A 24270-nucleotide genomic window follows, 5' to 3' on the forward strand; every position below is an offset into this window, starting at 1 on the left:
ATGCACTATCCAGTAGCTTTCCATAACTGCATTAGCTTCATGCATGGTTTGGCCCGATGTTCCGGGTCTTTTATCCGCGGGCCTTAAGCTCCGCAATATGGTTCATAATCTTCTCCGTGGCCAGTTCGAGCGAATCCGCGGATGACATCTCACGATATTCGGATAAGTCCACAGGCGGACCATATACTACTTTGGTTCTGCGAAATAATTTATAATTCCCAATAATGGCTACCGGAATGACAGCAGCGTCACTGCGCAGCGCAAAGCTTGCAGCACCCTTCTTGCCCATCCCGCTTTCCCCTGAACTCGAACGTCTACCCTCAGGAAAAATGCCCATAACTTTGCCGCTTCGCAGCAGCGTCAAAGAAGTTTTGATCGATTCTTTGCTCACGCCTCCACGTTTGACCGGGAATGCGCCCAGCTGTTTAATGAGCCATCCGAGTACGGGAACCTCGAAGAGCTCGGCCTTGGCCATGAAATGCACTTTGCGGTCTAACAGAATGCCTATCGTTGGCGGATCGAAGTTGCTGATATGATTGGAGCAGAGCAGCACGCCGCCTTCCTTCGGAATATTCTCAAGTCCTATTCCCTTAAGCCTGAACAGAAGCTTGTAAATAACCCTCAGAGCCCCCCGGCAAAAATAATAAATCATATCCGTCCTCTATCCTTCCCATACGTCCTGCACATCGAAATAATAGCTTCGGAAACCTCCGAAAGCGACATTTCGGTTGTATCCAGGAATTTAGCATCCTTCGCCTGGCGAAGCGGCGATATTTCACGCTGCTCATCCAAGCGATCCCGCTCGGCAATATCACGCTCAAGCTGTTCCAAGGTGATGGCAGCCGTATCTTTCATCTCATTATAACGGCGCCGTGCCCGTTCCTGCACGCTTGCGGTCATAAAAACTTTGACTTCCGCATCGGGGAGTACTGTAGTGCCGATATCGCGACCGTCCATGACGACGCCTTTGCGCAAAGCCATTTGCCGCTGCAAGGAAACCAGCTGGTTGCGCAGCCCCTCGATTTGCGCATATCGGGACACCTTGGCATTCACCGCGAGTGAACGGATTTGGTCGGTTACGTCCTCTCCATTAACCAGCACTTTCTGGCCATCTACTCCCGGTTTTAATTCAATAACCATGTTTTGAGCCGTTTGAAGCACTTTTTGTTCTTCTTCCGGTTCAATTCCTTTCAGAAGCATGTACCATGTTACCGCCCGATACATGGCTCCTGTGTCTACATAGACATAAGCAAGAGCAGCCGCCACCATTCGGGCAATGGTGCTTTTGCCGGCCCCGGCAGGTCCGTCTATTGCGATGTTGATTTTCCCGCTTTCGTGTGACTTATGACTTGCCAACGGGTTACTCCTCCTCAAACAATGGCCTCATTAAAAAAGCAGGCATTGCCTGCGACGTGAAAATTATACCACACAACATAGGGTGATGCAAAAGCGTTCAATCACCGGTAAATTTTTCAAGCAGCTCTGTGACCGGAGGAATCGGGTTCCCCTCAAGCCGTTCAGCTGAGGATAAGACGGCCCGGACAGGCGGGATGCGAAGCAGTCCCTGGAACAGCAAAAGACTGATAACAAGCACAATCAGCATCCTAGTCAAAAAGCTCTGCACCTTGCCGAAGAACTCCATAAATAAAGAGGTGAACTCATCAGAATGCTCTCCCTCTTGCAATTTCCTTTCCGGCATGACGGTACCTCCCTCACATAAGATCCCGTCTTACAATGCCCTTGTACCGCCATATTATTCCATGAAAAAAAATCAAGAGCTTATGTAATGCCGATTACCGGTTCCGGAAATCAAACTGCCGTTCGAAGCAGTACCGGATCAGCTTCTGGCGTTCCATATCCGAAATGCTCTCAAACTTTAGCATGACGAGCGTTCTTCCTGTATCAAGCTTCTTCTTTCTGACAATCTGCGCTTCCATGGGCACATGTTCAATTGCGCCGTTCTTATAGGGCAGAAGCAGCCAGCAGTGCAGGATATCCCCTTCCAAAAGGGTATACTGGGGTTCGCAATAAAATGAGAAGCCGCCTCCCCCAATATCCTCGGTCCGTGCAACAAACCGCACGTTCTGCTGCGTCCGCACAGCTACCTCAAGATCCGCAGTGACCCTCAGAAAGTTGCGCCGTTGAATCTTTGTAATCGATTCGGGGTCGGGCTTGCGAATTCGCACAAGCCGGATATTCTCATTAACAAAACCTAGGACATAGGTATTGAAATAATTTTTAACCCCTTCTTCGGTCATAAAATAAATGGATAGCTCGTCCCCCATATAAAGCTTCTTGAGGCCCCCGCCCTCCACATTAATCGGCACCTCGATAAGGAATGAGTCTTCTTCGATTTCGGAAATTCTTGATTTATATTCAACTTTTTCTTCTTTGTCCAGCTCTGATGCAACTTGAATATATACAAGATCATTGATTTTCGGAAGCAATCTGTTCACCCGCCAGTTGAATTTTAATCTAAAGATCATTATAGCATCCCAAGGCAATCTGCGTGAGAGAAATTTGAGCATACAAAAAGGGCTTCTCCCTGAATGGAGAGCCCTTAAACCCTATTTAAGCGCAGCTACTTTACGTCCTGAACGGATTTCTTCCACCGATTCTTCAGCACCGCTGTTTCCGTTGATGTAAATACGATATTGGGAGCCGTTGATCCGGCCGCCGAACTCATAAGTAACTACTTTCTCGGACTGCTCATTTTCAATAAGCGCCTTGCGGTGATACGTTTCTTTGAAGTCCGGATTGAGATACTTGCGAGCCTGCTCCAGGCTGAGCTTCGGCTGCGTTACCGTCTTCACCTGGTCCTTCTCATACACATAATCGGTGGCCTGAAGGCCGACTACCTGGCCGTTATCCAAGGCCACGCGGACGGAAATCTTCTCCGGATAGATCAGCACATCACTTTTTTTCGTAACATAGGTCATGTTGGCGATGTTATCAGACGGATCATAAACAATCGGTTCAAGGTTCTTGTATCCCTTGTCTACCAGAAACCGGCTTGCGTGGTTGCGCGCTGTCTTGTCATCAATAGCACGTGGGCCAATTTGACGGGTGTAGTTGTAGGCAATAACCTGCCCGCCATTGTTGGTAAAGTCAATAGAAACCCGCTCCCCGTTGTTTCTTCCTGGAAGATTTGCAGTAAAGGAAGGCCATTCGGTACCCTTGCCATTCTCCACCACCTGAACATTGGATGGATTTGCGTATCCCGCGAATTGTGCAGCCTTCTTCTTAATTTCTTCCATTGTGGCAGGAGCTCCGCCCAGCTTCTTCACCGAACGTTTGTTGTAGATGTTCATAACCGATGGTCCAAAGTCCAGCTCCGGATATTCGCTGACCTTCTTGTCCACGGTTTTAAAGCCATCAATGATCGTATTATCCTGTTTCCGGCTTTCGCTGGCCATCGCGGATTCAACATCCATCCAGCGGAGGTGGTTGTTAATCACTTTACCCTGAACTTTCTGAAGTTCCGACGAAATTTCATTTGAATTTTTGTACAATTCTTTAAGATTCTTGAGCTCACTTTCCGTCAGAGGCTTCTTAGTCAGATCACGGTTGGCCGTCTGATAAGAGAATTTTGATATCTTCGACAGAAAATCCTCCGTCTTGTTAAAGTGCAGCAGTGTCAGTGGAAGCTGATTGATTTCATTTTGAGCTTGACTCGTTAAACGCCATACATTCATAAGCCCCTTACGATGCATTGGGGCTGATGCGGAATGTACGGCAAGAGTATTCCCGATCTCCCCATGCAGACGGTCCACATGATAGGACAAATCGTGAAATGCCCGCTGATACTGATTCTCCGCTTTGATCAAGATCGAGTTCTTCTCCTGGTTCTCTTGATAACCCCAGATCAGGGCTCCGATAAGCAGCAGAGCACTGATGGGAAATAATACGGCGCTAATTCTCCTGTACATACAATCACGAGCTCCTTTCTTCAATTAACTGCCATTAGTTTGACAAGAAGAAAGAAGCTTTATGCATCATTTACAAAGACCGGGTTTATTCCCTCTCTTCTTCGATCTCAAAAAGACGCGTATTATCGCATAGACACATCTTGAATCCCGTCTCGATCTTACCGCGCTCCTTTTTCCCCCGCAGAATAAATCGCTCCCCGCAGTTCTTACATACGATTTTCACTTTAACACGCACCAAAAAACACCCTTTCTACGCAAGGTGAATATCCATCTTACCTAAAAGGGTGCCCATTTATTGGTTGATTTAGTCGCTTCGCCCGGCCTCTGTCAGCCTGAAGGGCGACCGGTCATTAGCCCGGTACATCTTGCCGATACCTCCATACCAGAGAAAAGCCATAAGGGGTATAATATACCATATCCAGTACTGTGTCGTATAATTCAAAATCCAGTCATAAGTCCCATGCCAGAATATCGGCAGGATAAGAGAAAACAACATAAATCTGCGGCTCTTCCATCCTTTAGAGAACTTAGAGCGCCCGAAGTAATAACCCATGATCACCCCGAACATGGCATGTCCGGACACCGGCAGCAGAGCGCGGACAAGCAGTGTGCCTACTGAAGCTTGATGAAATACTCCGAATATTACGTTCTCCACCGTTGCAAAGCCAAGGGAGACTGCTGTTGCATATACAATCCCGTCGTAGGGTTCATCAAATTCCATATGGTTATAAATCATATGATACAGAACAAACCACTTGATCAGCTCTTCGATTCCAGCTGACACAAGGAAAGACTCCACAAATGAATTGTGCCCCAGAAGGTTGGTCATCCCCCGCTGAAGAATCATAATGGGCAGCACAATCAGAAAACCAAGCAGAAAGATCTTGATCACCATGTGAAGGGGTTCTGCATCATATTTGTCTTTCAAATAAAAATAGGTAAGCAGCGCGATTCCTGGAGCTACCGCTGCAGTCCCTATAGCAAGCCAAAGCAACGGCTTCTCCTCCTTTTGGTTACTAGCCGCTCCTACCTAATTAAAGCGGCGGTAGATAAATAACCGCCGCTTAAGAGCATTGCACATCTAAATCCGCTTATATCTTAAGATTGACGTTTAAAGTGCTCGCAGATCACTTGCACGGCGTTCTCAGGCATAATAAGCTTACCGTACTCTTCCAGAACCGCAGGAGTAACCGAAGTGGCTTCGCCATACTCCGCCAGAACGGCGATCAGTGCAGGGTGCTTCCCTTCATCAAGATCGTCCGGTTCCAAATGTAGAATCCATTTCCCTTTATAGTTAAATAATCTGCCGGCTTCAGTGATGGCTGGCTTCAAAACATGAGCAGCTTCAATCAATGCTTCAAAATCACTGAATGCATACACGATGGCTTCGCTTAGTTCGAGCGTAACTTCCATTTCGTAAATTTCTTCCGGCATTTCATCTTCATGCAATGAACCAAATTGATGATTCTCATATTTCCCCCGTGTCACAATGACGACCATACCCTGGGCGGGTAGAGCGAAGACTTCAACGGCAAGAGGTCCTGAAGCATCAAAGCCTACTTCACTGTAAGCCTGATCCATCATTTCAGTGAACAGATCATGGACTTTAGGAATTTCCTGCCACATATCCTCTTTCTGAATGCCTCTTTCGCTAAGATCGTCAAAAGTGAGGAAAATCCGTATCTTATCCTGGCCCAATCTTTCTATTTTCATACAGGATCCTCCTCTCCAAGCCGTGTTATCAACAGATTATGAAACCTGTTTTAAATGGTGCTGGAAATGGTTCTATGTAAGTATGTTATCATTTATTTTCGGCAAATGCACGTAAATATATAGACAAAAAAAGAATCATTTCCGGATCGCCTGTTACGGCATCGGAAATTGATTCTTTTCTTGATGAATCTGCCTACAGCCCTGGGATTACCGTGTTGGTTTCCTTGAGGATTTGTTCTACTTCACGGTGCAGACCCGGATTACCTTTAATGATATCCTTAATCGTATTCAGGTTGGATTCCTTCGAATGAACCGTGCTGCTGGACGTCGTTTGACTGGGAGACACTTGGCCCGCCTGCGAGCCGTATGAGGAGGCAGCTGCTCCTACGGAAGAGCTCTCACCATTTTGTTTAGTGAGCCCTGACAAGCCAAGCGTTCCCGCAGTGCTGAAGAGCGGCGTTTTTCTTTTGGAAAGCCAAACTGCCGCGACTGCTCCAAGAATTAAACCTCCCACAAATGAGGATGATCTCACGTTAAACACCTCCTTGTATGTTAGAATCGTATGTAGTGTTAGCCAAACGCCGCCAACTCATGCGGCTGGAATTTCAGAAAGCGAAGGTGATCCTTTGATTAACAAAAAACTGCTGATCATTGCGGCGGCATGCGTGCTGCTTAGCGCCTGCGGCCAGAATGCTGCCCAGACTCCTCATCAATCGGCAACCCAGACCCATGAGGCCAAGACACCTCCTTCCAGTCCACCAGCCAAAACAGAAAATTCTAACCCAAGCGGCAAGAACGAAACAGGATCTTCCGAGAGCAGCACCTCAGGCCAAAGTCAACCGACGGATTCCAAACAAGAGGTAAGCAAGCCTCCCGCTGTTAAATATCATATGAATAAGGCTTACAATATCGTTCCTAATGAGGAAGGTACGGAGAGCAAAGTTGTCCTGCTTACGTTCGACGACGGCCCGAAGAAGAAAGAATGGATCAACTCCATAATTGACGTGCTTGACAAGCATCACGCCAAAGCGATCTTTTTTGTCAATGGCTATCGGGTCAAAGAGAATCCGGACCTTCTCAAGCTGATTCACGACCGTGGACAGCCGATCGGCAACCATAGCTGGGATCACATCTCCCTTAAATCCGAACCTTTGGCAAAAGTGACCAAACAGATCGTTGATGTGCAGAATATCGTCAAAGAGGTCACAGGCGCATCTCCTGTCTTCTTCCGCCCGCCTTTTGGGGAAGGCGGTGAGGTTGGCCGCAAGGTGGCTAGGGAACATCGTCTGCTCTACATGACCTGGTCGAACGGATCGCTTGACTGGACACTGAAATCGAAGGATAAGGCCACAAATCCGGACAAGGTTATCAAAAATGTGCTGGATCAGCTCCATCCGGGCGCCAACATTCTTATGCACGAGCTCCCCTGGACGGTTGAAGCATTGGACACCCTGCTTACCAAGCTTGAGGAGAAAGGATACCACTTCGTGGACCCGGCAAGTATCTCGGTTGAGCCTGCCGCCGGAGGGTAGCAAAAAGAGGCCCCCAAAGGGTGGCCTCTGATTTTGTTTAGAAGTTCAGTTTGTATTCGAAAGGCTCCGAGAACGAACCTTACTCCCTACTTACGATGTATCCCCCACGTTGACAGCTGCATGCCCCAGAAGAACAACAGTATCGTTACAGCAATAAAAATAATTACCAGGGAGTTATAGAACCATTTGGTCCATTTAATCCGGTGCGATGGGAACATCTCCCTGCGTGAGGGCATATCCTCAACCGTAAGGTCTTCCTCAGGTCCTGGCTCCTGAATGCTTCGTCTCCCAGATGTCCTGGAAGGTATCGGCACATCCCGGGTCATTGGCAATTCCTGCGCCATGCTTGATTTCCTGGGGTTTCGTCTCCTTCTACCTAGCCCTTCTCCCAAAGTCTCTGTCCGTTCGAGTCCCTTCTCAGCCGCCTTTGAATCGTCTTCACGAATCGCTCTTCTCTTCTGCTGTTTGCGGCTGTGCCGCTCCATCCTGCTCAAGCGCTCGTTCATCTTTCCCTCCGAAATCGAATGATCAGACCGGATACCAAATCAATCAGAAAATGACATAGAATCGGTGCCCATAGTGTTCCTGAATGAATGTATATATAACCTAGGCCATAGCTGCTTAAGAACACCCAGCCCGTTGGAATCCAGTGCTTCAAATACCTGATATGAATCATAGCAAAAAGGATGCTTGTCCAATAGGGCCCGAAGGCATGCTGGATTGCTCCGCGAAATAGGACCTCCTCACATATGGCGACAAAAAAGGCAATGAGCACAATATGCCAAACTGGCCGGTTACGGAACAGGAGCTCATTGATTCCGCCATCATCCATGCTTTCCTCAGGAATTACTTTGGATAGAAGTAAATCCACCACAAACATAATTCCAGCCAATCCCGCCCCCCAATATACAACATTCATTCCGCCGGCGGTAAGGTTAAACAGGGATAATAGATTCTGTTTCTGAAAGAAAATAATAACCAGACCTATGATCAAGGCCAGACACTGTGTAATATACAGATTAATTAGCAGCAGTCTCTCATTAATCTGCCCTGGGTCAATAGACTCAATTTTTACCTTGCCAAACTTAAATTTTTTCATTGAAGTGTCTGTCCTTTAACATGTATTATAAAAATCATAACCTAAATACACGGTGGGATTCAAGGAGCGGTCCGGTTAACCCGCTTTTCCCCTATTGACACCCTTCTACAGCCTGTGATACATTATGAAAAAATTAGTTCTGTTAAACACGTTGAAGGAAACAAAGTCACGATTGAAGCTTACAGAGAGCCGGTGGTTGCTGCAAACCGGTAGTGGAAATGTGAACTTTAGCAGTCCTGAGTCATTATGCCGAACAAATCAGTAGGTGTAATCGGATTAACTCCGTTATCATTGATGTCGATACAGACAATGAGGCTGTACCCTGCAAAGGATCAGCGAATTAGGGTGGTACCACGAACAACTCTCGTCCCTTACTACGGTAGTAGTATGCGGTCGGGGGTTTTTATTTATGATTCCCCTTTGACGCGCTGCTGCTATAATGAGATGAAGAACGTATTATGAGGATATCGTCACTATGACGGACCTTTTAATTATATTACGCTTTCAATTTCTAGGAGGAGGAAATCAACATGTTTAAGGTGTTAGTATCGGATCCGATCAGTGATCTCGGAATCCAGCAGCTCGTGGAAGCAGATGATGTCGTAGTAGAGAAAAAGACGGGGCTTACTGAGGATGAACTCATCCGCATTATTCCCGAATACGACGCGCTTCTGGTCCGCAGCCAAACGACGGTTACAGAGAAAATCATGGCCGCAGGCACCCGTCTTAAAGTCGTGGGCCGTGCCGGTGTCGGGGTCGACAACATTAATCTTGAGGCAGCCACCCAGCGCGGGATTATAGTCATTAATGCTCCTGACGGGAATACCATCACCACCTGTGAGCATGCCTTTGCCATGATGATGGCGCTTGCCCGTCATATCCCGCAGGCTTATGCCAAGACCATTGGCGGAACGTGGGACCGCAAATCCTTCCTGGGGGTTGAACTTCGCAACAAAACCCTGGGCGTACTTGGAATGGGACGTATCGGAAGCGAAGTAGCCAAGCGTGCCAAGGCTTTCGGAATGGACATTTTGGGTTACGATCCGTTTCTTACCCAAGATCGTGCCGAGAAGATGGGTGTGAAGCTGGCCACTGTTGATGATATTGTAAGAAACGCTGATTTCATCACGGTCCACACCCCGCTGACTCCAGAAACCCGCGGCATGATTTCCGCACCTCAGTTCGCAGTCATGAAGAAGGGTATGCGCATTGTAAACTGTGCCCGTGGCGGCGTTATTGACGAGTTGGCTCTTGTGGATGCGATTAATGAAGGCATTGTGGCCGGAGCCGCTTTTGACGTATTCGAGCACGAGCCACCGCAGCCGGATCACCCGTTCCTTAACAATCCGAAAATTATCGTGACTCCTCACCTTGGCGCATCCACTGTGGAAGCACAGGAAAATGTGGCCATCGATGTGTCGGAACAGGTTCTGCATATCCTAAGAGACGAGCCATTCAAAAACGCCGTGAATATGCCGCCTGTAGCCCCAAGTGTCATGAATCAGCTCCAGCCTTACTTCTCCCTAGGTGAGAAGCTGGGGACGATCGCTGCCCAGATCAATAACGAGGCGGTTAAAGAGATTGTTGTCGACTATGCAGGCGAATTGTCCGATGTGGACACTCAACCGCTTACCCGTTATATCGTAAAAGGCATTCTGTCCCGTCACTTCGGCAGTGATGTGAACATCGTCAATTCGATGCACCTTGCCAAGGCCAGAGAAATCAACGTGGTCGTATCGAAAACATCCGCAGCCAAAGGGTTTACGAACCTGATTAGTGTAAGCCTGAAACTTCAGAGCGGCGATGAGCGCCGGGTAGCTGGTACTCTGCTCTCAGGTTACGGCGACCGGGTTGTTCAGATCAACAAATTCCCGGTAGATATCGAACCAAAAGGAAACCTGATCTACATCTCCCACAACGATAAACCGGGGATTATCGGCAAAGTGGGAACCCTGCTCGGGAACAACGATGTCAATATTGCGGTTATGCAAGTAGGCCGTAAAATCGTTGGCGGAGAAGCGATCATGGTGCTTACCGTAGATAAGGCTGTATCCAAGGAAGTACTTGATCAGTTGACCAAGCTGCCTGAAATTAACACAGCCCAGGAAATCGTACTTTCTTAAGTCTTAATAAGATTACGCCGATTTAACGGCAAACACAAAGAACCTCCAACCACAGGCTGTGGATTGGAGGTTCTTTGTGTTTGAGTTAAATGATCATTGGCCTTGCAGGAGGCCGTGAGCCCAGCCTCCCCTTCTCTTGTTCCACGTTGAACAAGATTTATCAACGTCATTCAACAAAATACAGTGATTATTTCAGGTTTGTTATTCATATTGCTTCCTTTCGACAGGGAGATGTAGCTGGAATGTTGTACCCTTACCTACCTCACTCACCGCGCTGATCGTGCCGTGATGGGCCTCCACAATGTTCTTCACAATGGCAAGCCCAAGTCCAGTGCCCCCGGACTCTTCACGCACTCTGGCTTTATCCGCCTTATAAAAGCGTTCGAATATAAAAGGAAGATCGTCCGGCGGAATCCCGGCACCTTCATCCTTGATATCCACATGAATTTCCTGGCTGCCCCGGCTGCTGCTGACTCGGGCTGCAGAGATCTCAATCCGCTTGCCTCCAGGCGTATGCCTAAAGGCATTGTCAAGCAGATTCGTCAGCACCTGCTCCAGCCTGTCCTCGTTCCCTTCCTCAATTACAAGCGATTCCTGCGCACAGCTAAGCACTAGATCAATCTCCCGATCTTTGGCCCTCACGCTGAATTTACGGTATACCCTTTCCAGCAGCTCTTTGAAATCCAACGGCCGCATCACAATATCCGTATGCCCGGCTTCCATACGGGCAAGGTCCAGCAAATCCTTGACCAGCCTTCCCATCCGCAGCGATTCATCATGAATAACTTGAATGAGCTCTTCGCTTTCCTCAGGAGATGCAGCCATGCCGTCAAGCAGAGCCTCACTGTAGCCCTGCATCATGGAAAGCGGGGTACGAATCTCGTGGGACACATTGGCAACGAAGTCCCGGCGCATCTTCTCAAGGCGCACTTCTTCGGTCACGTTTCGCAGAACAGCCACAGCTCCCCGCACGTCCCCGTCTGAGGCCAGTGGAGCCATATGCACCGACCAGACATTTTGTTTAACGTGAATGTTCATACTGTGATCACCACCCTCGCTAAGAAGGCGATGGAACATGGGAAGAAGAGGCTCGGGTACACGGGATCTGCCCGGATGTAAGGTTGCGGCATGCGCCTCGGTCTCCTGATCCTCTCCAAGAGAACTCCAGGATTGCATGATGGCGTCTCCCGGTGGGTTCGTTAGAATGACCGATCCTTCTATATCCATGGTAATTACAGCGTCATTCATACTCCGCAGCACACTGGACAAGTGCTCCTTCTCATGATTGAGACTGCGGATGGTATTCTCAAGCTCTTCGGCCATATGGTTGAAGGAGTTTGCGAGTTCCCCGATTTCATCACTTGTCCGCAGGGACAACCTGGTGTCGTATCTCCCCTTGCGAACCGAATCAGCAGCCCGAATGAGCTGCTGCATGGGAAGGGTTATTTTATTAAACAGCAAAAGTGCAAAGAACGTGGTCATCGAAAAACCAATCATAGAGACAAGGGTAAACAGCTTCTTAATCGCACCGGAATTTGTAAAATTGGTATCGATATAAGGCAGCAGGAAAAGTCCCATAATGATTAGGACACTGGCAACCAGGCAAATGATCGTAATCCACAGCTTACCGACGAGCGTTCTCCAGAATCTTTTCACTTATTTAGCCACCTCAAGCTTGTAGCCTACACCCCATACCGTGGTGATCATGGCTGCCGATTCAGGCGACACCTTGTTCAGCTTCTCTCTGAGACGCTTCACGTGTGTATCCACCGTACGAAGATCCCCAAAGAACTCATAATTCCATACATCCTTAAGCAATTCTTCACGGGAGAATACTTTATCAGGCGATACAGCCAGGTAATGCAGCAGCTCATATTCCTTCGGTGTAAGGCTTACCTCGTGCCCGCTGGCCGTTACCCGGTGGGCATCATGCTCAATCACCAAATTCGGGAATACGATATTGTTGCTTGTCCCGCTTTCTTTGGACAGATAGGCAGTCGCAGATGATCTTCGAAGAATGGCCTTAACCCGGTAAATCACCTCACGCGGGCTAAACGGCTTCACGACATAATCGTCAGCCCCAACTTCAAAGCCTTGAACCCGGTTGATCTCCTCACCTTTGGCGGTAAGCATTAGAACCGGTGTGGATTTAACCTGTCTAAGCCGGTTGCAGACCTCCACCCCATCTATACCGGGAAGCATAACGTCCAGCAGAATAAGGCCGTAGTCTCCTGCACTAGCTTTACGCAGTGCAGTTTCCCCGTCTTCCGCTTCGTCAATTTCATAGCCTTCCTTCTCCAGGTACATCTTGAGCAGACGGCGGATACGTTCCTCATCGTCTACAACCAGAATGCGATTTAATTGATCTGACATCGACAACAACCCCTTTATCATCTTACCTATGGTCTTGTGCGGGACAAAGCCAGTTTATCATTATTATACTATTAATTCGTACCCGCGTAGGAATGAAGACCTGCGATAACCAAATTGACCCCTACAAGAGTAAACATAATCACAAGGAAGCCAAGAACGGCCAACCAGGAGGCTTTGCGTCCCTGGAATCCGCGGGATAGGCGCAAATGCAGATAAGCGCTGTAATACAGCCAGCTGATAAGAGCCCACACCTCTTTCGGGTCCCATCCCCAGAACCTTCCCCAAGCCTGCTGTGCCCAGATCATGGCGAAGACAAGGGCGCCAAGCGTAAAAATGGGGAACCCAATAGCAATCGCCCGATAGCTGATTTCATCCAGATCATCCGGATCCAGCCCTTTAAGCAGAGGAGAAACCAGCTTTCCTAGGGGTCTGCGCACAAGCAGGCGAAGCAGTGCATAAATAATGGCACCTGCAATTACCGACCAGACAATTGTATTCAATTTACGGCCCGCTGTCACGCCTTCAATCCAAGAAGGGGCATGCAGCAGTGGACTGTTCATTCCGAGAAAGCTCTGCATGCTGTCTGTCTTGCTGTTATAAGGCGCTACAATCGGCGGCATATTATAGACAACGGTATCGCTTTTTGTGCTGACCTCAGGGGAAGCCTCGGTTGCTGCCACCACCTGTTCGCTTGAGAAGACGGCTTGATAGCCGGAAGCGCGGAATGCGAATACGGCAACGATGAAGCCAATGACAATGACAATGGAGAACATGGTGAACTCCACCCACCATCTCTGGCGGCGGTCAGACTTCTCTCTTCCATCAAAGTTCACCGTACGCAGCAAATACATAAAGGCTGCCGCAAAACCTACGGCAAAGAAGGACTCACCGGTTGCCGCAAGCGTAACGTGAATATACAGCCAGATGGACTGAAGGGACGGAATCAGCGGCTGCACCTCTGTCGGGAACACCGCTGCGTAAGCCATCACAATAATGGCAATCGGCAGTGCGAACAGGCCAAGCAGCGTTTTACGGTAGATGATAAACACGATCGTAAATGCCACCATGATCATCATCGACAGGAATGACATAAATTCATACATGTTGCTGACAGGAATCCGGCCTGCCGCAGCCCAGCGCGTTCCGAAGTACAGCAGGTGTCCAAGCAAACCTACCGTGGAAATAAAGAAAGATATCCGGCCCCACTTGCGCTCATGCTGCACGGGATCGCGGTTTCGCCAGCTTTTTCCGATGACCGAGACCGCAAAAGCAATAAATGAAATACAGTATAAGAAGAAAGAATACATAAATGCCTGTTTACTAATCTCAAGTAAGTCCGCTAAACTCATCCTTTGTTCCTCCCGTTATCCAGTGACTTCTCATCAACTTCGATTCCCATCGTTTTCAAGATGGCTACCACTTCACGGCGCAAGCCAAAGAAGTTCTTTGTGGTGTGTCCACCCAAAGTAAGCTGTCCGTCGTCAATCCGCAGCCAAATCCGCCGGTGTGTCCAATAGAATCCGAGCACAAGGCCCAACATGACGATGGCAAGCCCGGTCCATACGAATGGCATCGCACGGTCCATGCGGATATTCAGATAACTCGATGCTTTCGAGAAGTCTACGTCGGTCATGTGCTTCACATCGAGCTCAAGCTTCTTCTCTACTCCGCCCAATTTCTCATTAATTAAATCCTGCTGGAAGCGTGCTTTGTCCACTTGTTTAGGAAAATAAAGGTATTGAGCCCCGTCTTTGGGTAGATCCGGCCCTTTTACAAGAAAAAGAAATGCCGGAGCATTCGGGTTAGGAGACTTGGATGTCGGTTCCCCATCATCATTTAGCATGAAGTCCATAAACTTGTTTTTCAGTTCAAGTGTATAAGGTCCGAGTGTAAAGTTTCGCTGGGGGTTCATCATGTCAAGTTTGAACTTGCCATATTCTTCACCAGTAACTTTATTAACCAGAACCGGCTGAACGGAACGAAGCTTCGGTGTTAGATCGAAGTCATATTGGTAAGCAACCAAACCTTTATAATCCAGCGGTTTGTTGACCTCAATATCGTGACGTGTCACTTCTTTCAGCTGGGGGGTCTTGGAAGGATCATTACAATTCGATGTACATTCGTACAAAACAGCTTTGGTCTGAAACAGCTTAGCCACAAGTTTGCCCTTGTTCTGAAATTCCTTCGGCAGCTCTTGTTCTGTATAATATTTAACAGTAAACTGTTCATTCTTCAAATAAAAGGTCGTACCGGGAATCCGCTTGATCTCGCCTTCCGGGAAGCTGACATATTCATCCATATGCAGTCCAGGCATTCCGCGGAATAACACCGCCAATAGAAAGATAATGAGTCCGATATGGATGACATAAGGTCCCCAACGGCTGAACCGCTGCTTCTCGGCTAGAAGCGCCGTTCCCTCCGTATGTACCCGGTAACCCTTCTTCTTGATAACCGGAGCGGCACGCTGAATCCATTCTTCCGCGCTGCCCTCAACCTGCCCCTGATATACAACTCTTTGACGGGTAAGGAACTCCATGTGCTTCTTGATCTTTTGTTTGGAGAGCGCCTTATAGAGCGGCAGCACCCGGTCAAGGCTGCAAATGACAAGCGATGCGCCGATCATGACCAGCAGGAGGATAAACCACCAGGAATTATAGGTGTCCGCAAGTCCAAGCTGATAATAAATACTCCCAAGCGTACCATAAGTGTTCTTGTAATATTCTTCTGGGTTCTGAAGATTAACAAATGTGCTTACCTGGGGGTATATCGTCCCCAGCATAGCTCCGACCAATGTAAGGACGATTAAATAAACAGCGACCTTAACCGATGAGAAGAAATTCCAAACCAAATCGATAATGCCCGGATTGGCCCGTTGGGAGCGCCGGGCAGCCCCATCGTAACGCATCTCCAGAAGCCCGCCGGCTTCACCAAGCTCGATCAGCGGCTTGCCGCAGGCTTCACAGAGTACGGTGCCAACACGGTTCTGGTGTCCGCATTCACATTTCGTATTCTCAATCAACGTGTTGTCCCCTCCTGTCTCATCATGGCTTCACCAACTGGCTGATCTGACTGTCTAGGGTATCCAGATCAAGCTCTCCTTGATGAATGGAGGTGATTTCACCTTTAGCGCTTACAAAAAAAGTCGTGGGAAGAGGCGAGATGTTGTAATCCCGTTGAGCTTCGCTATCCGGATCCAGCAGAACCGGGAAAGTTACTCCGCGGCCCTCGGCAAAATTCTGAACCGTCATCTGATCTTCACCTGCATTGATCCCGACAACGACTACGCCCTTGTCCTTCCATTTCTCCCACTGATGCTGCAATGCGGGCATTTCCTTCACACACGGCTTGCACCATGATCCCCAGAAATTAATAACCATGGCCTTGCCTTCGTATTCCTTCAATTGATGTACACGGCCGTCAATACCAAGCAATGAGAAAGAAGGCGCCTTATCGCCTGTCTCCAGCCTGTCGTGGGAACCGAGCACAGCCGAGCTGATCGCATAGCCGCCCAAAATCACGATGAAGAGCAGAATCACGATTTGCACCGGTCGCCTGTATTTCTTCATACCAAAGTAGCTCCCCTTCTAATGACAATGTGATAAATACAGACACACAGCAGTAAATCACGATTTGCGATGTGACATTAGTCATAGCTGATTCTGTATTTATGGACATTCGGTGAATATCCTATGAATATTATATCGAATATCGACACATATTCAGCGCCGTAATTTGAAGATTATGTGACTACTGCCCTTTTCCATGCTTCTTCTCTTTCTTGGCGCTCCGTTTGAGATCTTCTACTTCTGCCGGGGTCAGATGTCTATATAAACCACGCTTCATATTGCCGAGGTGAAGGTCTCCGAACGATATTCTCTTCAGCCGTTGAACCGGATGATTAATCGACTCGAACATCCGTCTGACCTGACGGTTTCTGCCCTCATGAATCGTGATCCGGATCGTAGATTCTTTCCCGTCGGGATCAACGTCATAATAATCGACCTCTGCTGGCGCAGTCATGCCATCCTCCAGCATGACACCTTTCTTCAGCTTGTCCAGCTCTGTGCCGTGTGGAACCCCTTTAACCGTCGCCAGATACGTCTTAGGCACATGATGCTTGGGATGGGTAAGCAGGTAAGCAAAGTCCCCGTCATTCGTCAGCAGCAAAAGTCCTTCTGTATCATAATCAAGGCGTCCAACCGGGAATACCCGCTCGTTCACACCTTTTAAATAATCCGTCACGATCTTGCGCCCTTTCGGATCAGAGGCACTGGTAATCACACCTTTCGGCTTGTTGAATACCAGGTACAGCTTCTTCTCGATTCCGATGGCCTTTCCATTAACTGTGATCACATCCACAGCCGGGTCTGCTTTGGTGCCAAGCTCTGTCACCGTCTCCCCGTTCAGCTGTACTTTGCCAGCCAGGATCATTTCCTCGCATTTTCTTCTTGATGCCACTCCGGCCTGGGCCAAAATCTTTTGTAATCTTTCCATGTCTATAAGTCACCTCATCCTAATGATACCCACTAAGGTATAAAATCACAATAGCCCTCAGAAGAGGGCTATCTTAGCTTTACCATTATGGGACATGCTGATTCTTGTCAGCCGAACACAAGAAGACATACGGCGATAGCCGCAACAAACCCGATCACGTCCGAGAATAGCCCTACTTTCAAGGCATACATGCCATTTCGGATGCCTACGGCGCCAAAATACACCGTTAGTACATAAAAGGTTGTATCCGTGCTGCCTTGAATAGTGGATGCAATTCGGCCGATCATAGAATCCGGACCATAGGTCTTGATCAAATCGGTGGTAAATGCCAGGGAACCCGTTCCTGTGAGAGGGCGCAGGAAGCCGAGAGGAAGAACTTCCGGCGGCGCGCCCAGCTTGGTCATCAGCGGAGCGATCCACCCGGTAAAGAAATCCATTGCTCCCGAGGCGCGAAATACACTGATCGCCACCATCATGCCGACCAGATGTGGAATAATTCCAATCGCCGTATTGAACCCATCCTTGGCCCCGTCCACAAATGATTCATACACGGGCACTTTGCGTACAAATGCAAACAAAGGAATGAAGGCAATAATTACCGGAACCGCCCAGTTGGAGAATATATGAATCCAAGTCTGCACCTCGGGTCACCTCTCCGCCGACAAATTTGCGGCTGGCGGGATAACCGGAGGCATTTTCCTCAAGTACCGGTTTCGGTACCACCGGTCCGCCATAATCGCCGCTAAAGTTGCAATCAGGGTTGCAAGCAGCGTCGGACCCACAATTTCCGCCGGATTTGCGGAATCAAACCCAAGGCGGATGGCAATCAGGGTAGTCGGAATCAAAGTAATACTTGCCGTATTCAGGGCGAGCAGCGTGCACATTGCCGGTGAAGCTGTTTCTTTATGAGGATTAAGTGTCTGTAGTTCCTGCATAGCTCTAATGCCCATTGGCGTTGCTGCATTTCCAAGCCCCAGGATGTTCGCGCTCATATTGGACAGAATGTACCCCATAGCTGGATGATTCTTCGGCACATCCGGGAACAGAAAGGAAACCACAGGTCCTAACAGCTTGGATAATCCACGGACCAAGCCCGATTCCTCAGCCAGCCTCATCATTCCCATCCAGAACACAAGGATGCTGATCAGGCCAAAACAGACGGTAACTCCGGTGGTAGCCCCATCAAATGCGGCTTCGGTCACGATGCCGATATTGCCTTTGGCCGCGGCGAAACCAAAACCGATTAGGATAAAGGCCAGCCAAATCTTGTTTACCATGTTAACTCCTCCCCCATGCTACTCATTTACCTTTTTAATCAGATCGGATTCTCAGCGCTCCCCTTCCACCTGAGAATGCTTCTGGTCGTCTCCGCTCGAATATACGGGGACGCTTCCAATAGGCTTGTCAGCCAGATAAATTACAATTCGGGCACGGAGCTTGAAATCCGCCGGCTTTGGCGCAATTAACTTCAGCTTTTTGGTGATCATCTGCTCTTCCCCATCCCGCAGCGGATACTTAAAGCTTGCACCTGCATGCCAGCCCTGATGTCCTTCCACCAGTTCCCCCTTCTGTACGATGGACTTCAGCGGATAATTCTTGAAGCCATAATCGAGCAGCTTGGCATGATCATTCCAATCATCTCCGTCGTTTAAAGTCACAACGGCAAGCTGCTGGCTGTTTCTTGTGGCTGAACTTACCAGACAGCGGCGGGCTATCTTGGTATAACCCGTTTTGACACCATCGGCTCCTTCATACAGACGGAGCATTTTATTTTTGTTAGCCCACTTATAATCCCAGGGGTCATTCGGGTTAGGTGCCGACTTGACTGGCGTACGAACGATCTCCCGGAAGACAGGATTATGAAGCGCATAGGCAGTTAACTTTGCCAAATCATTAGCAGACGAATGATGCGTCTTGGCATCGAGACCATGAGGGTTCGAGAAATGCGAGTGTACGAGGCCAAGAGCTCTGGCCTTGGCATTCATTAGGAAGACAAACCCCTCTTCGGAGCCTCCAACATGCTCTGCAATTGCAGTAGCGGCATCATTACCCGAGCGCAGCATCAACCCATATAACAGATTTTTCAAAGTCATCTCTTCACCGAGTTTCAAGTACAGTGACGACCCTTCTTTGGCAAAAGCGTTTTTACCGACTTTCACCTTATCATCCAATCTGCCCTGCTCAATAGCGACAATGGCCGTCATGATTTTAGTTAGACTAGCTATTGGCAGAACTTCATCACCTCTGACACTGTACAGCAAACGTCCAGAGGTGACATCAATCAAGGACGCAGCACGGGCATGCGTTCCCGGAACTGAAGGGGTTTCTTGGTTCCTCTCTGCAAAGGCCTCTGACGGCTGCAGGATAAGCACACTGAGCATGGCCGTAAACCAAAGTAGAACCAAAGGCTTGAGTTTGTTCATGTTGAAATTCCTCCGAGTGGGATAAGCCCAAATACTTATACCATAGTATGCGGCTGGACAAGACAGTATGTCCCTTTTTAAGATAGGAAAATCCCCTCCGCTACTGCAGAAGGGATTCGTAATCCAGCGGCGATTAGAGCAGAGTCTGCCCTTGCTGCGTATGTGGAACTTCATTCACGGTGACATTCATTTGACTGGCGGGATAAGCGTTCCCTGTACCTCCCCGTTGTTCACCTAATGTGCGATTGGTGCCGGAGTTCGGGAACAGGGATTGGATTTTATCGATAACGTTTGGAACGGAATCAATAATCTTCTCAACCACATGAGTCTGATTGTCCAGTGGTACAATATGGACTCCCTGCTTGCCAACAACCAGGAATGCAATCGGGTTGATGGATACTCCACCCCCACTGCCGCCCCCGAAAGGCCGGGCCTTGCTTTCACCAGCAGTCTTGTCATGTTCTTCAATATTAAAATCACTTCCTCCAGCCGCAAAACCAAAGCCTACACGGCTGATAGGCAAAATTACACTACCGTCAGGAGTTTCTACAGGCTCACCGACGATTGTATTCACATCTACCATCTCTTTAATATTCTCAAGCGCTGTATGCATCAGCCCTTGAATAGGATGTTCTGCCATTTTTTAACTCCTCCTTTCACTTTTAACACTCGAGCAATTAGCACCAGTCCAGCATATATAGCATATCCACAGCGAATTTCTGCTATACAGGTCATTTTCGTGGTAAAATGCGGCTTCCTCCCATAAATAGGTATCACAAACAGCTCAGGAGGAACCAGCAGCTTTAAATAGAAGGACAAGAGACCAACCAGGCTGTACTTAACTCCCCAGAGAGCCCCTGACAATTGGGCAGTATGAACCGCGTCAGATAAACCCACCTCGGTTGACCAATCCAGATGTTTGACCCTGACCCGCCTAAAGGTTCGCTGCATCCACACTTTCAAGTCATGAGTGGCATCCAGGATCCTATGCCAATTTTCCAGCCAGCCTTCTACTTTATCTTTGTCGATCTGCTGCTCATCTTCCTTATGATGCCCCTTCATCACGTTATCCTGCCGCTGCTGCTTTACCTGAATTCCCTGCTTCAGGTTCTCGAACTTAAGCATGGGAATTTCATATTTGTATTTGAACAAGCCAAATAAAGCCGAAACCTCAAGCAGGATCGTATCATCCTTACTATGCTTATTCACATTCAAAGTCAGCCTGATTCTGGAGATCAAAGCCGCGAAGATCAATAGCAGAAGCAGGAGTATCAAGCCTCCGAGCCAAATCCACACGCGCAACCCTCCATACCCGTTATCAAAATCAGATGCTTTGTTTATTATGTCAGCAGGGGGAGGAAATATTCACTAGTAGTGGAAAAAAAGGACCGCTCCTTGCCGGAGCGGCCCTGATCTATTATTTATCCACATCATCGAAGGTTAACTGCTGCTGTTCCTCAAGCTTCTGGAACAAGAGCTGAGTCTCTTCTTCCAGATTCTCCGTGTTCTCGAACTGTTCCATATCCGGCAGATCCACCAGGCTGCCTAGTCCAAAATAATCCAGAAACGCCTTGGTTGTCCCATACAGGATCGGGCGCCCTATAGCTTCCGCCCGGCCAACCTCTTCAATTAAGTCCTTGTTCACGAGCGTGTGAATCGCCCTCTCCGACTTCACCCCGCGAATCTCCTCAATCTCTACCCGGGTAATCGGCTGTCTGTAGGCGATAATCGATAGGGTCTCAAGTGCAGCTTGAGACAATGAAGAGCGGGAAGGCGAGTAAGCCAGCTTCTCGAAATAAGGTGCGTGCTCTGGAAGCGTGGCTAGCTGATATCCCCCTGCGATGGCAATAATCTGCAGGCCCCGTCCCTCTTTCTTAAATGATTTCTTCATATCCTTAAGCGCATCCTGAATTACCTCGGCACGCTGGTCCAGCACCTCAGCCAGCTGTTTGACTGTAAGCCCCTCATCCCCGGCCAGGAACAGCAGTCCCTCAATAATCGATTTCAACTTCTGAAAATCCATTCTTGCTTCCTTCCCCTTTCCACTCCATGACAATATCATCAAACAGCTTGTTCTGATAACAGACAATCTGCTTCATCTTCATAAGCTCAAGCACCGCCAGGAACGTTACCACGATTTCATGCCGGTGCATCTCCTCATGCAGCAGCCTGGAGAACAGTACCCGTCCGCCCTTGCCCTGCAGTTCTAGAATGTCCACGACTTCGCGTATCCGGTCTTTAACGGAGATCTCATCCCTCTGAATCCGGGCGACTGTATTACGCTTGACCGCCTTACGGATTGCCTTCTGGAACACGGCAATCAGATCTGCCGCATGAAGCCCTTTTACCGGATTCTCCTGAATTTCAGGCATGAATGGACTTAGATCCTCCGGTTCCTTGGAGAAGATCAGGCTGCGCTCCCATTCCTTATCGTGCAGATGCTCCGCAATGCCTTTATATTTGCGGTATTCAATCAGCTTGCGAATCAGCTCATCGCGCGGGTCTTCCTCTTCTTCATAATAGTTATAATCTTCCTCTATTTCGATAACGGGCGGTTTTGGAAGCAGCTGCTTGCTCTTCATGGAGAGCAGCGTTGCGGCCATGACCAGGAATTCGCTTGTGATCTCAAGTTCCAGCTCCTGCATGCTGTTCAAATAGGCTAAATATTGATCTGTAATTTCACTAATGGATATTTGATGGATATCGATCTCTGCTTTATCAATAAGGTGCAGCAGCAGATCCAGCGGCCCCTCAAAGGTCTCCAGCTTGTAAAGTACTGTCACTTGTTGCTCCTCCGCCCGAATAAATAAAAATGTAGTACCATTATAACGGTACTACATTAAATAAGCACTATTTTAGCTGTTTCGTCAAGTTTGCCATTTCAATTGCTGCGGCCGCAGCCTCCCAGCCTTTATTACCTGCCTTGGTGCCTGCCCGCTCAATCGCCTGCTCGATACTTTCTGTAGTAAGAACCCCGAAAATCGTTGGAATCCCAGTCTTAAGGCTGATCGAGGCTACACCCTTGGCCACCTCGTTGCAGACATAATCATAATGGGAGGTTGATCCCCGAATTACCGTACCCAGGGTAATTACTGCGTCATATTTGCCGCTCTCTGCCAATTTCTGGGCAACCAGCGGAATCTCAAAAGCGCCCGGCACCCAGGCCACATCGACTTCCTCATCTTTTACGCCATGACGCTTCAGGGCATCCTGTGCTCCACCAAGCAGCTTGCTGGTAATAAATTCATTAAATCTACCTACTACAATTGCATATCTAAGACCTTCCGATACTAAATTACCTTCAAAGATGTTTCCCATTTCCAGATCAGCCTCTCTCTAGGTTTATATTATTGATTTGCAGATTCATTTTGTTCCAGGTCATCAAATTTCAGCAGGTGTCCAAGCTTTGCCTGCTTGGTATGCAGATATCCTGTGTTGTCCACATTCTCTTTCATTTGAATCGGAACCCGTTCAACTACGCGCAGACCGTAGCCTTCAAGTCCTTTAATCTTCTTAGGATTGTTCGTCATCAGTCTGATTTCCCGGATTCCAAGATCCTTGAGAATTTGAGCTCCAATCCCATAGTCTCTCAGATCTGCCGCAAATCCCAGCTTCAAATTCGCATCAACGGTATCCAGCCCCTCCTCCTGGAGCTTATAAGCTTTCAGCTTATTGATCAGTCCAATTCCCCGGCCTTCCTGACGCATATAGAGCAGCACTCCGCTGCCGGCCTCCTCAATTTGCCTTAAAGCCGCTTCGAATTGGGGACCGCAGTCACAGCGGTGGGAGTGGAACACATCTCCAGTCAGGCATTCAGAATGCACCCGTACGAGCACCGGTTTGCTGCTGTCTAGATTTCCTTTGACCAGGGCGACATGTTCTTTCTGATCTACTTCATTAGAGTAGGCCACGGCCTTGAACACTCCATAATCTGTTGGCATCCGCACTTCCACCTCACGCTGAACAAGCTTCTCCTTGGCATTGCGGTACGCAATCAAGTCCTTGATGCTGATCAGCTTAAGCTGATGTCTCTTAGCGATTTGCACCAGGTCTGGCAATCTTGCCATCGTCCCGTCTTCCTTAATTACCTCGCAGATGACCCCTGCCGGATAAGCTCCTGCCAGAATCGCCAAATCCACCGCAGCCTCTGTATGCCCTGCTCTGCGTAGGACGCCCCCTTTCTTGGCAATCAGCGGGAACATGTGTCCAGGTCTGCGAAAGTCAGCAGGCTTGGCATCAGGGTCCATCAATCCTTGAATGGTGACCGAGCGCTCATAGGCCGAAATGCCGGTTGTAGTGTCTTTATGATCCACCGAAACGGTAAAAGCCGTTCCGTGAAAGTCCGTATTCTGGACTACCATAGGCTTAAGATCGAGCTCTTCCGCACGCTCCTGACTGATCGGGACACAGACCAGGCCACGGCCTTCTGTAATCATAAAGTTGATCACCTCTGGAGTGGCCTTTTCCGCTAAGGCAATAAAGTCACCCTCGTTTTCCCGGTCCTCATCGTCAACAACGATCACCACCTTCCCTTGCTGTAAATCACGAAGGGCATCCTCTACTAAATCAAGCTGTATTTCCATG

Annotated in this window: 27 protein-coding genes and 1 other annotated feature; of the genes, 2 read left to right on the top strand and 25 right to left on the bottom strand. The window is 48.6% G+C overall.

Going from position 1 to position 24270, the window contains the following annotated elements:
• Positions 1-70: 70 nt before the first annotated feature.
• The 8 genes from KJS63_RS02015 to KJS63_RS02050 form a co-directional block, all read right to left on the bottom strand.
• The gene (locus KJS63_RS02015) at positions 71-652 is read right to left on the bottom strand and encodes a lysophospholipid acyltransferase family protein (RefSeq protein WP_213617744.1); all 582 of its coding nucleotides are present in this window, start codon (positions 650-652) and stop codon (positions 71-73) included.
• Positions 649-1356 carry a (d)CMP kinase gene (gene cmk / locus KJS63_RS02020; protein WP_213617746.1) on the bottom strand — a complete coding sequence of 236 codons (708 nt, stop codon included), beginning with the start codon at positions 1354-1356 and terminating at the stop codon, positions 649-651. The genes KJS63_RS02015 and cmk overlap by 4 nt, the downstream gene beginning before the upstream one ends.
• Positions 1357-1453: 97 nt before the next feature.
• Positions 1454-1699, bottom strand: coding sequence for a hypothetical protein (locus tag KJS63_RS02025; protein ID WP_068617061.1), 246 nt, complete (start codon positions 1697-1699; stop codon positions 1454-1456).
• 94 nt (positions 1700-1793) lie between these two features.
• Complete coding sequence (locus tag KJS63_RS02030) at positions 1794-2447, bottom strand: flagellar brake protein (RefSeq protein WP_068622170.1); 654 nt, start codon at positions 2445-2447, stop codon at positions 1794-1796.
• Positions 2448-2567: 120 nt separating this feature from the next.
• The gene (gene ypeB / locus KJS63_RS02035) at positions 2568-3929 is read right to left on the bottom strand and encodes a germination protein YpeB (RefSeq protein WP_213617747.1); all 1362 of its coding nucleotides are present in this window, start codon (positions 3927-3929) and stop codon (positions 2568-2570) included.
• 304 nt (positions 3930-4233) lie between these two features.
• Positions 4234-4923 carry a glutamic-type intramembrane protease PrsW gene (gene prsW / locus KJS63_RS02040; protein ID WP_068617057.1) on the bottom strand — a complete coding sequence of 230 codons (690 nt, stop codon included), beginning with the start codon at positions 4921-4923 and terminating at the stop codon, positions 4234-4236.
• A 104-nt stretch (positions 4924-5027) separates the two neighbouring features.
• Positions 5028-5642 carry a genetic competence negative regulator gene (locus KJS63_RS02045; RefSeq protein WP_068617055.1) on the bottom strand — a complete coding sequence of 205 codons (615 nt, stop codon included), beginning with the start codon at positions 5640-5642 and terminating at the stop codon, positions 5028-5030.
• 193 nt (positions 5643-5835) lie between these two features.
• A complete protein-coding gene (locus KJS63_RS02050; protein WP_213617748.1) occupies positions 5836-6174 on the bottom strand; it encodes a hypothetical protein in 339 nt (112 codons plus the stop codon).
• A 94-nt stretch (positions 6175-6268) separates the two neighbouring features.
• Here KJS63_RS02050 and KJS63_RS02055 point away from each other — a divergent pair, with 94 nt between their 5' ends.
• The gene (locus KJS63_RS02055) at positions 6269-7174 is read left to right on the top strand and encodes a polysaccharide deacetylase family protein (protein ID WP_244862466.1); all 906 of its coding nucleotides are present in this window, start codon (positions 6269-6271) and stop codon (positions 7172-7174) included.
• A gap of 86 nt (positions 7175-7260) precedes the next feature.
• On the opposite strand, the gene KJS63_RS02060 is transcribed toward KJS63_RS02055, so the two are convergent.
• On the bottom strand, positions 7261-7680 hold the full coding sequence (locus KJS63_RS02060; protein WP_213617749.1) for a hypothetical protein: 420 nt from the start codon (positions 7678-7680) through the stop codon (positions 7261-7263).
• Positions 7677-8273 carry a CPBP family intramembrane glutamic endopeptidase gene (locus KJS63_RS02065; protein ID WP_068617049.1) on the bottom strand — a complete coding sequence of 199 codons (597 nt, stop codon included), beginning with the start codon at positions 8271-8273 and terminating at the stop codon, positions 7677-7679. Before KJS63_RS02065 ends, KJS63_RS02060 begins: the two co-directional genes overlap by 4 nt.
• A 142-nt stretch (positions 8274-8415) precedes the next feature.
• Positions 8416-8648 (top strand) — a binding site (T-box leader).
• Between the two features lie 155 nt (positions 8649-8803).
• Here KJS63_RS02065 and serA point away from each other — a divergent pair.
• Positions 8804-10396 (top strand): phosphoglycerate dehydrogenase, encoded by a 1593-nt coding sequence (gene serA / locus KJS63_RS02070; RefSeq protein ID WP_213617750.1) that lies wholly within the window; start codon positions 8804-8806, stop codon positions 10394-10396.
• Between the two features lie 201 nt (positions 10397-10597).
• Here serA and KJS63_RS02075 read toward each other — a convergent pair whose 3' ends face one another.
• From KJS63_RS02075 to KJS63_RS02145, 15 genes are all read right to left on the bottom strand, one after another.
• Positions 10598-12052, bottom strand: coding sequence for an ATP-binding protein (locus KJS63_RS02075; RefSeq protein WP_244862467.1), 1455 nt, complete (start codon positions 12050-12052; stop codon positions 10598-10600).
• Positions 12053-12769, bottom strand: coding sequence for a response regulator transcription factor (locus KJS63_RS02080; protein ID WP_068617042.1), 717 nt, complete (start codon positions 12767-12769; stop codon positions 12053-12055).
• 71 nt (positions 12770-12840) lie between these two features.
• A complete protein-coding gene (ccsA, locus tag KJS63_RS02085; protein ID WP_213617757.1) occupies positions 12841-14118 on the bottom strand; it encodes a cytochrome c biogenesis protein CcsA in 1278 nt (425 codons plus the stop codon).
• Positions 14115-15788, bottom strand: coding sequence for a cytochrome c biogenesis protein ResB (gene resB / locus KJS63_RS02090; protein WP_213617759.1), 1674 nt, complete (start codon positions 15786-15788; stop codon positions 14115-14117). The genes ccsA and resB overlap by 4 nt, the downstream gene beginning before the upstream one ends.
• 22 nt (positions 15789-15810) lie before the next feature.
• A complete protein-coding gene (gene resA, locus KJS63_RS02095; protein WP_068617035.1) occupies positions 15811-16335 on the bottom strand; it encodes a thiol-disulfide oxidoreductase ResA in 525 nt (174 codons plus the stop codon).
• 181 nt (positions 16336-16516) lie between these two features.
• Positions 16517-17263, bottom strand: coding sequence for a pseudouridine synthase (locus tag KJS63_RS02100; RefSeq protein ID WP_068617033.1), 747 nt, complete (start codon positions 17261-17263; stop codon positions 16517-16519).
• Between the two features lie 107 nt (positions 17264-17370).
• A complete protein-coding gene (locus KJS63_RS02105) occupies positions 17371-17904 on the bottom strand; it encodes a spore maturation protein (protein ID WP_068617032.1) in 534 nt (177 codons plus the stop codon).
• 6 nt (positions 17905-17910) lie between these two features.
• Positions 17911-18540 (bottom strand): nucleoside recognition domain-containing protein, encoded by a 630-nt coding sequence (locus KJS63_RS02110; protein ID WP_213617761.1) that lies wholly within the window; start codon positions 18538-18540, stop codon positions 17911-17913.
• A 51-nt stretch (positions 18541-18591) separates the two neighbouring features.
• A complete protein-coding gene (locus KJS63_RS02115) occupies positions 18592-19686 on the bottom strand; it encodes a D-alanyl-D-alanine carboxypeptidase family protein (protein ID WP_213617765.1) in 1095 nt (364 codons plus the stop codon).
• A gap of 133 nt (positions 19687-19819) precedes the next feature.
• On the bottom strand, positions 19820-20326 hold the full coding sequence (gene ytfJ, locus KJS63_RS02120) for a GerW family sporulation protein (RefSeq protein ID WP_082926868.1): 507 nt from the start codon (positions 20324-20326) through the stop codon (positions 19820-19822).
• Positions 20299-20982, bottom strand: a complete 684-nt coding sequence (locus KJS63_RS02125) for a DUF2953 domain-containing protein (RefSeq protein ID WP_213617766.1) — start codon at positions 20980-20982, stop codon at positions 20299-20301. Before KJS63_RS02125 ends, ytfJ begins: the two co-directional genes overlap by 28 nt.
• A 121-nt stretch (positions 20983-21103) precedes the next feature.
• Positions 21104-21709, bottom strand: coding sequence for an SMC-Scp complex subunit ScpB (gene scpB, locus KJS63_RS02130; protein ID WP_068617026.1), 606 nt, complete (start codon positions 21707-21709; stop codon positions 21104-21106).
• Positions 21678-22469 (bottom strand): segregation and condensation protein A, encoded by a 792-nt coding sequence (locus KJS63_RS02135; RefSeq protein WP_068617025.1) that lies wholly within the window; start codon positions 22467-22469, stop codon positions 21678-21680. Before KJS63_RS02135 ends, scpB begins: the two co-directional genes overlap by 32 nt.
• A 67-nt stretch (positions 22470-22536) precedes the next feature.
• On the bottom strand, positions 22537-23004 hold the full coding sequence (gene ribH, locus KJS63_RS02140; RefSeq protein ID WP_068617024.1) for a 6,7-dimethyl-8-ribityllumazine synthase: 468 nt from the start codon (positions 23002-23004) through the stop codon (positions 22537-22539).
• Positions 23005-23033: 29 nt separating this feature from the next.
• The gene (locus KJS63_RS02145; RefSeq protein WP_213617767.1) at positions 23034-24269 is read right to left on the bottom strand and encodes a bifunctional 3,4-dihydroxy-2-butanone-4-phosphate synthase/GTP cyclohydrolase II; all 1236 of its coding nucleotides are present in this window, start codon (positions 24267-24269) and stop codon (positions 23034-23036) included.
• Position 24270 lies beyond the last annotated feature (1 nt).

The organism is Paenibacillus sp. J22TS3 (assembly GCF_018403205.1).
GTDB lineage: Bacteria > Bacillota > Bacilli > Paenibacillales > Paenibacillaceae > Fontibacillus > Fontibacillus tuaregi.

Excerpts from the sequence above, each read along its gene's own strand:
- KJS63_RS02015 (WP_213617744.1), bottom strand. The coding sequence starts at position 652 with ATGATTTATTATTTTTGCCGGGGGGCTCTGAGGGTTATTTACAAGCTT.
- KJS63_RS02025 (WP_068617061.1), bottom strand. The coding sequence starts at position 1,699 with ATGCCGGAAAGGAAATTGCAAGAGGGAGAGCATTCTGATGAGTTCACC.
- ypeB (WP_213617747.1), bottom strand. The coding sequence starts at position 3,929 with ATGTACAGGAGAATTAGCGCCGTATTATTTCCCATCAGTGCTCTGCTG.
- KJS63_RS02045 (WP_068617055.1), bottom strand. The coding sequence starts at position 5,642 with ATGAAAATAGAAAGATTGGGCCAGGATAAGATACGGATTTTCCTCACT.
- KJS63_RS02060 (WP_213617749.1), bottom strand. The coding sequence starts at position 7,680 with ATGAACGAGCGCTTGAGCAGGATGGAGCGGCACAGCCGCAAACAGCAG.
- KJS63_RS02065 (WP_068617049.1), bottom strand. The coding sequence starts at position 8,273 with ATGAAAAAATTTAAGTTTGGCAAGGTAAAAATTGAGTCTATTGACCCA.
- serA (WP_213617750.1), top strand. The coding sequence starts at position 8,804 with ATGTTTAAGGTGTTAGTATCGGATCCGATCAGTGATCTCGGAATCCAG.
- KJS63_RS02080 (WP_068617042.1), bottom strand. The coding sequence starts at position 12,769 with ATGTCAGATCAATTAAATCGCATTCTGGTTGTAGACGATGAGGAACGT.
- ccsA (WP_213617757.1), bottom strand. The coding sequence starts at position 14,118 with ATGAGTTTAGCGGACTTACTTGAGATTAGTAAACAGGCATTTATGTAT.
- resA (WP_068617035.1), bottom strand. The coding sequence starts at position 16,335 with ATGAAGAAATACAGGCGACCGGTGCAAATCGTGATTCTGCTCTTCATC.
- KJS63_RS02100 (WP_068617033.1), bottom strand. The coding sequence starts at position 17,263 with ATGGAAAGATTACAAAAGATTTTGGCCCAGGCCGGAGTGGCATCAAGA.
- KJS63_RS02110 (WP_213617761.1), bottom strand. The coding sequence starts at position 18,540 with ATGGTAAACAAGATTTGGCTGGCCTTTATCCTAATCGGTTTTGGTTTC.
- KJS63_RS02115 (WP_213617765.1), bottom strand. The coding sequence starts at position 19,686 with ATGAACAAACTCAAGCCTTTGGTTCTACTTTGGTTTACGGCCATGCTC.
- ytfJ (WP_082926868.1), bottom strand. The coding sequence starts at position 20,326 with ATGGCAGAACATCCTATTCAAGGGCTGATGCATACAGCGCTTGAGAAT.
- scpB (WP_068617026.1), bottom strand. The coding sequence starts at position 21,709 with ATGGATTTTCAGAAGTTGAAATCGATTATTGAGGGACTGCTGTTCCTG.
- ribH (WP_068617024.1), bottom strand. The coding sequence starts at position 23,004 with ATGGGAAACATCTTTGAAGGTAATTTAGTATCGGAAGGTCTTAGATAT.
- KJS63_RS02145 (WP_213617767.1), bottom strand. The coding sequence starts at position 24,269 with ATGGAAATACAGCTTGATTTAGTAGAGGATGCCCTTCGTGATTTACAG.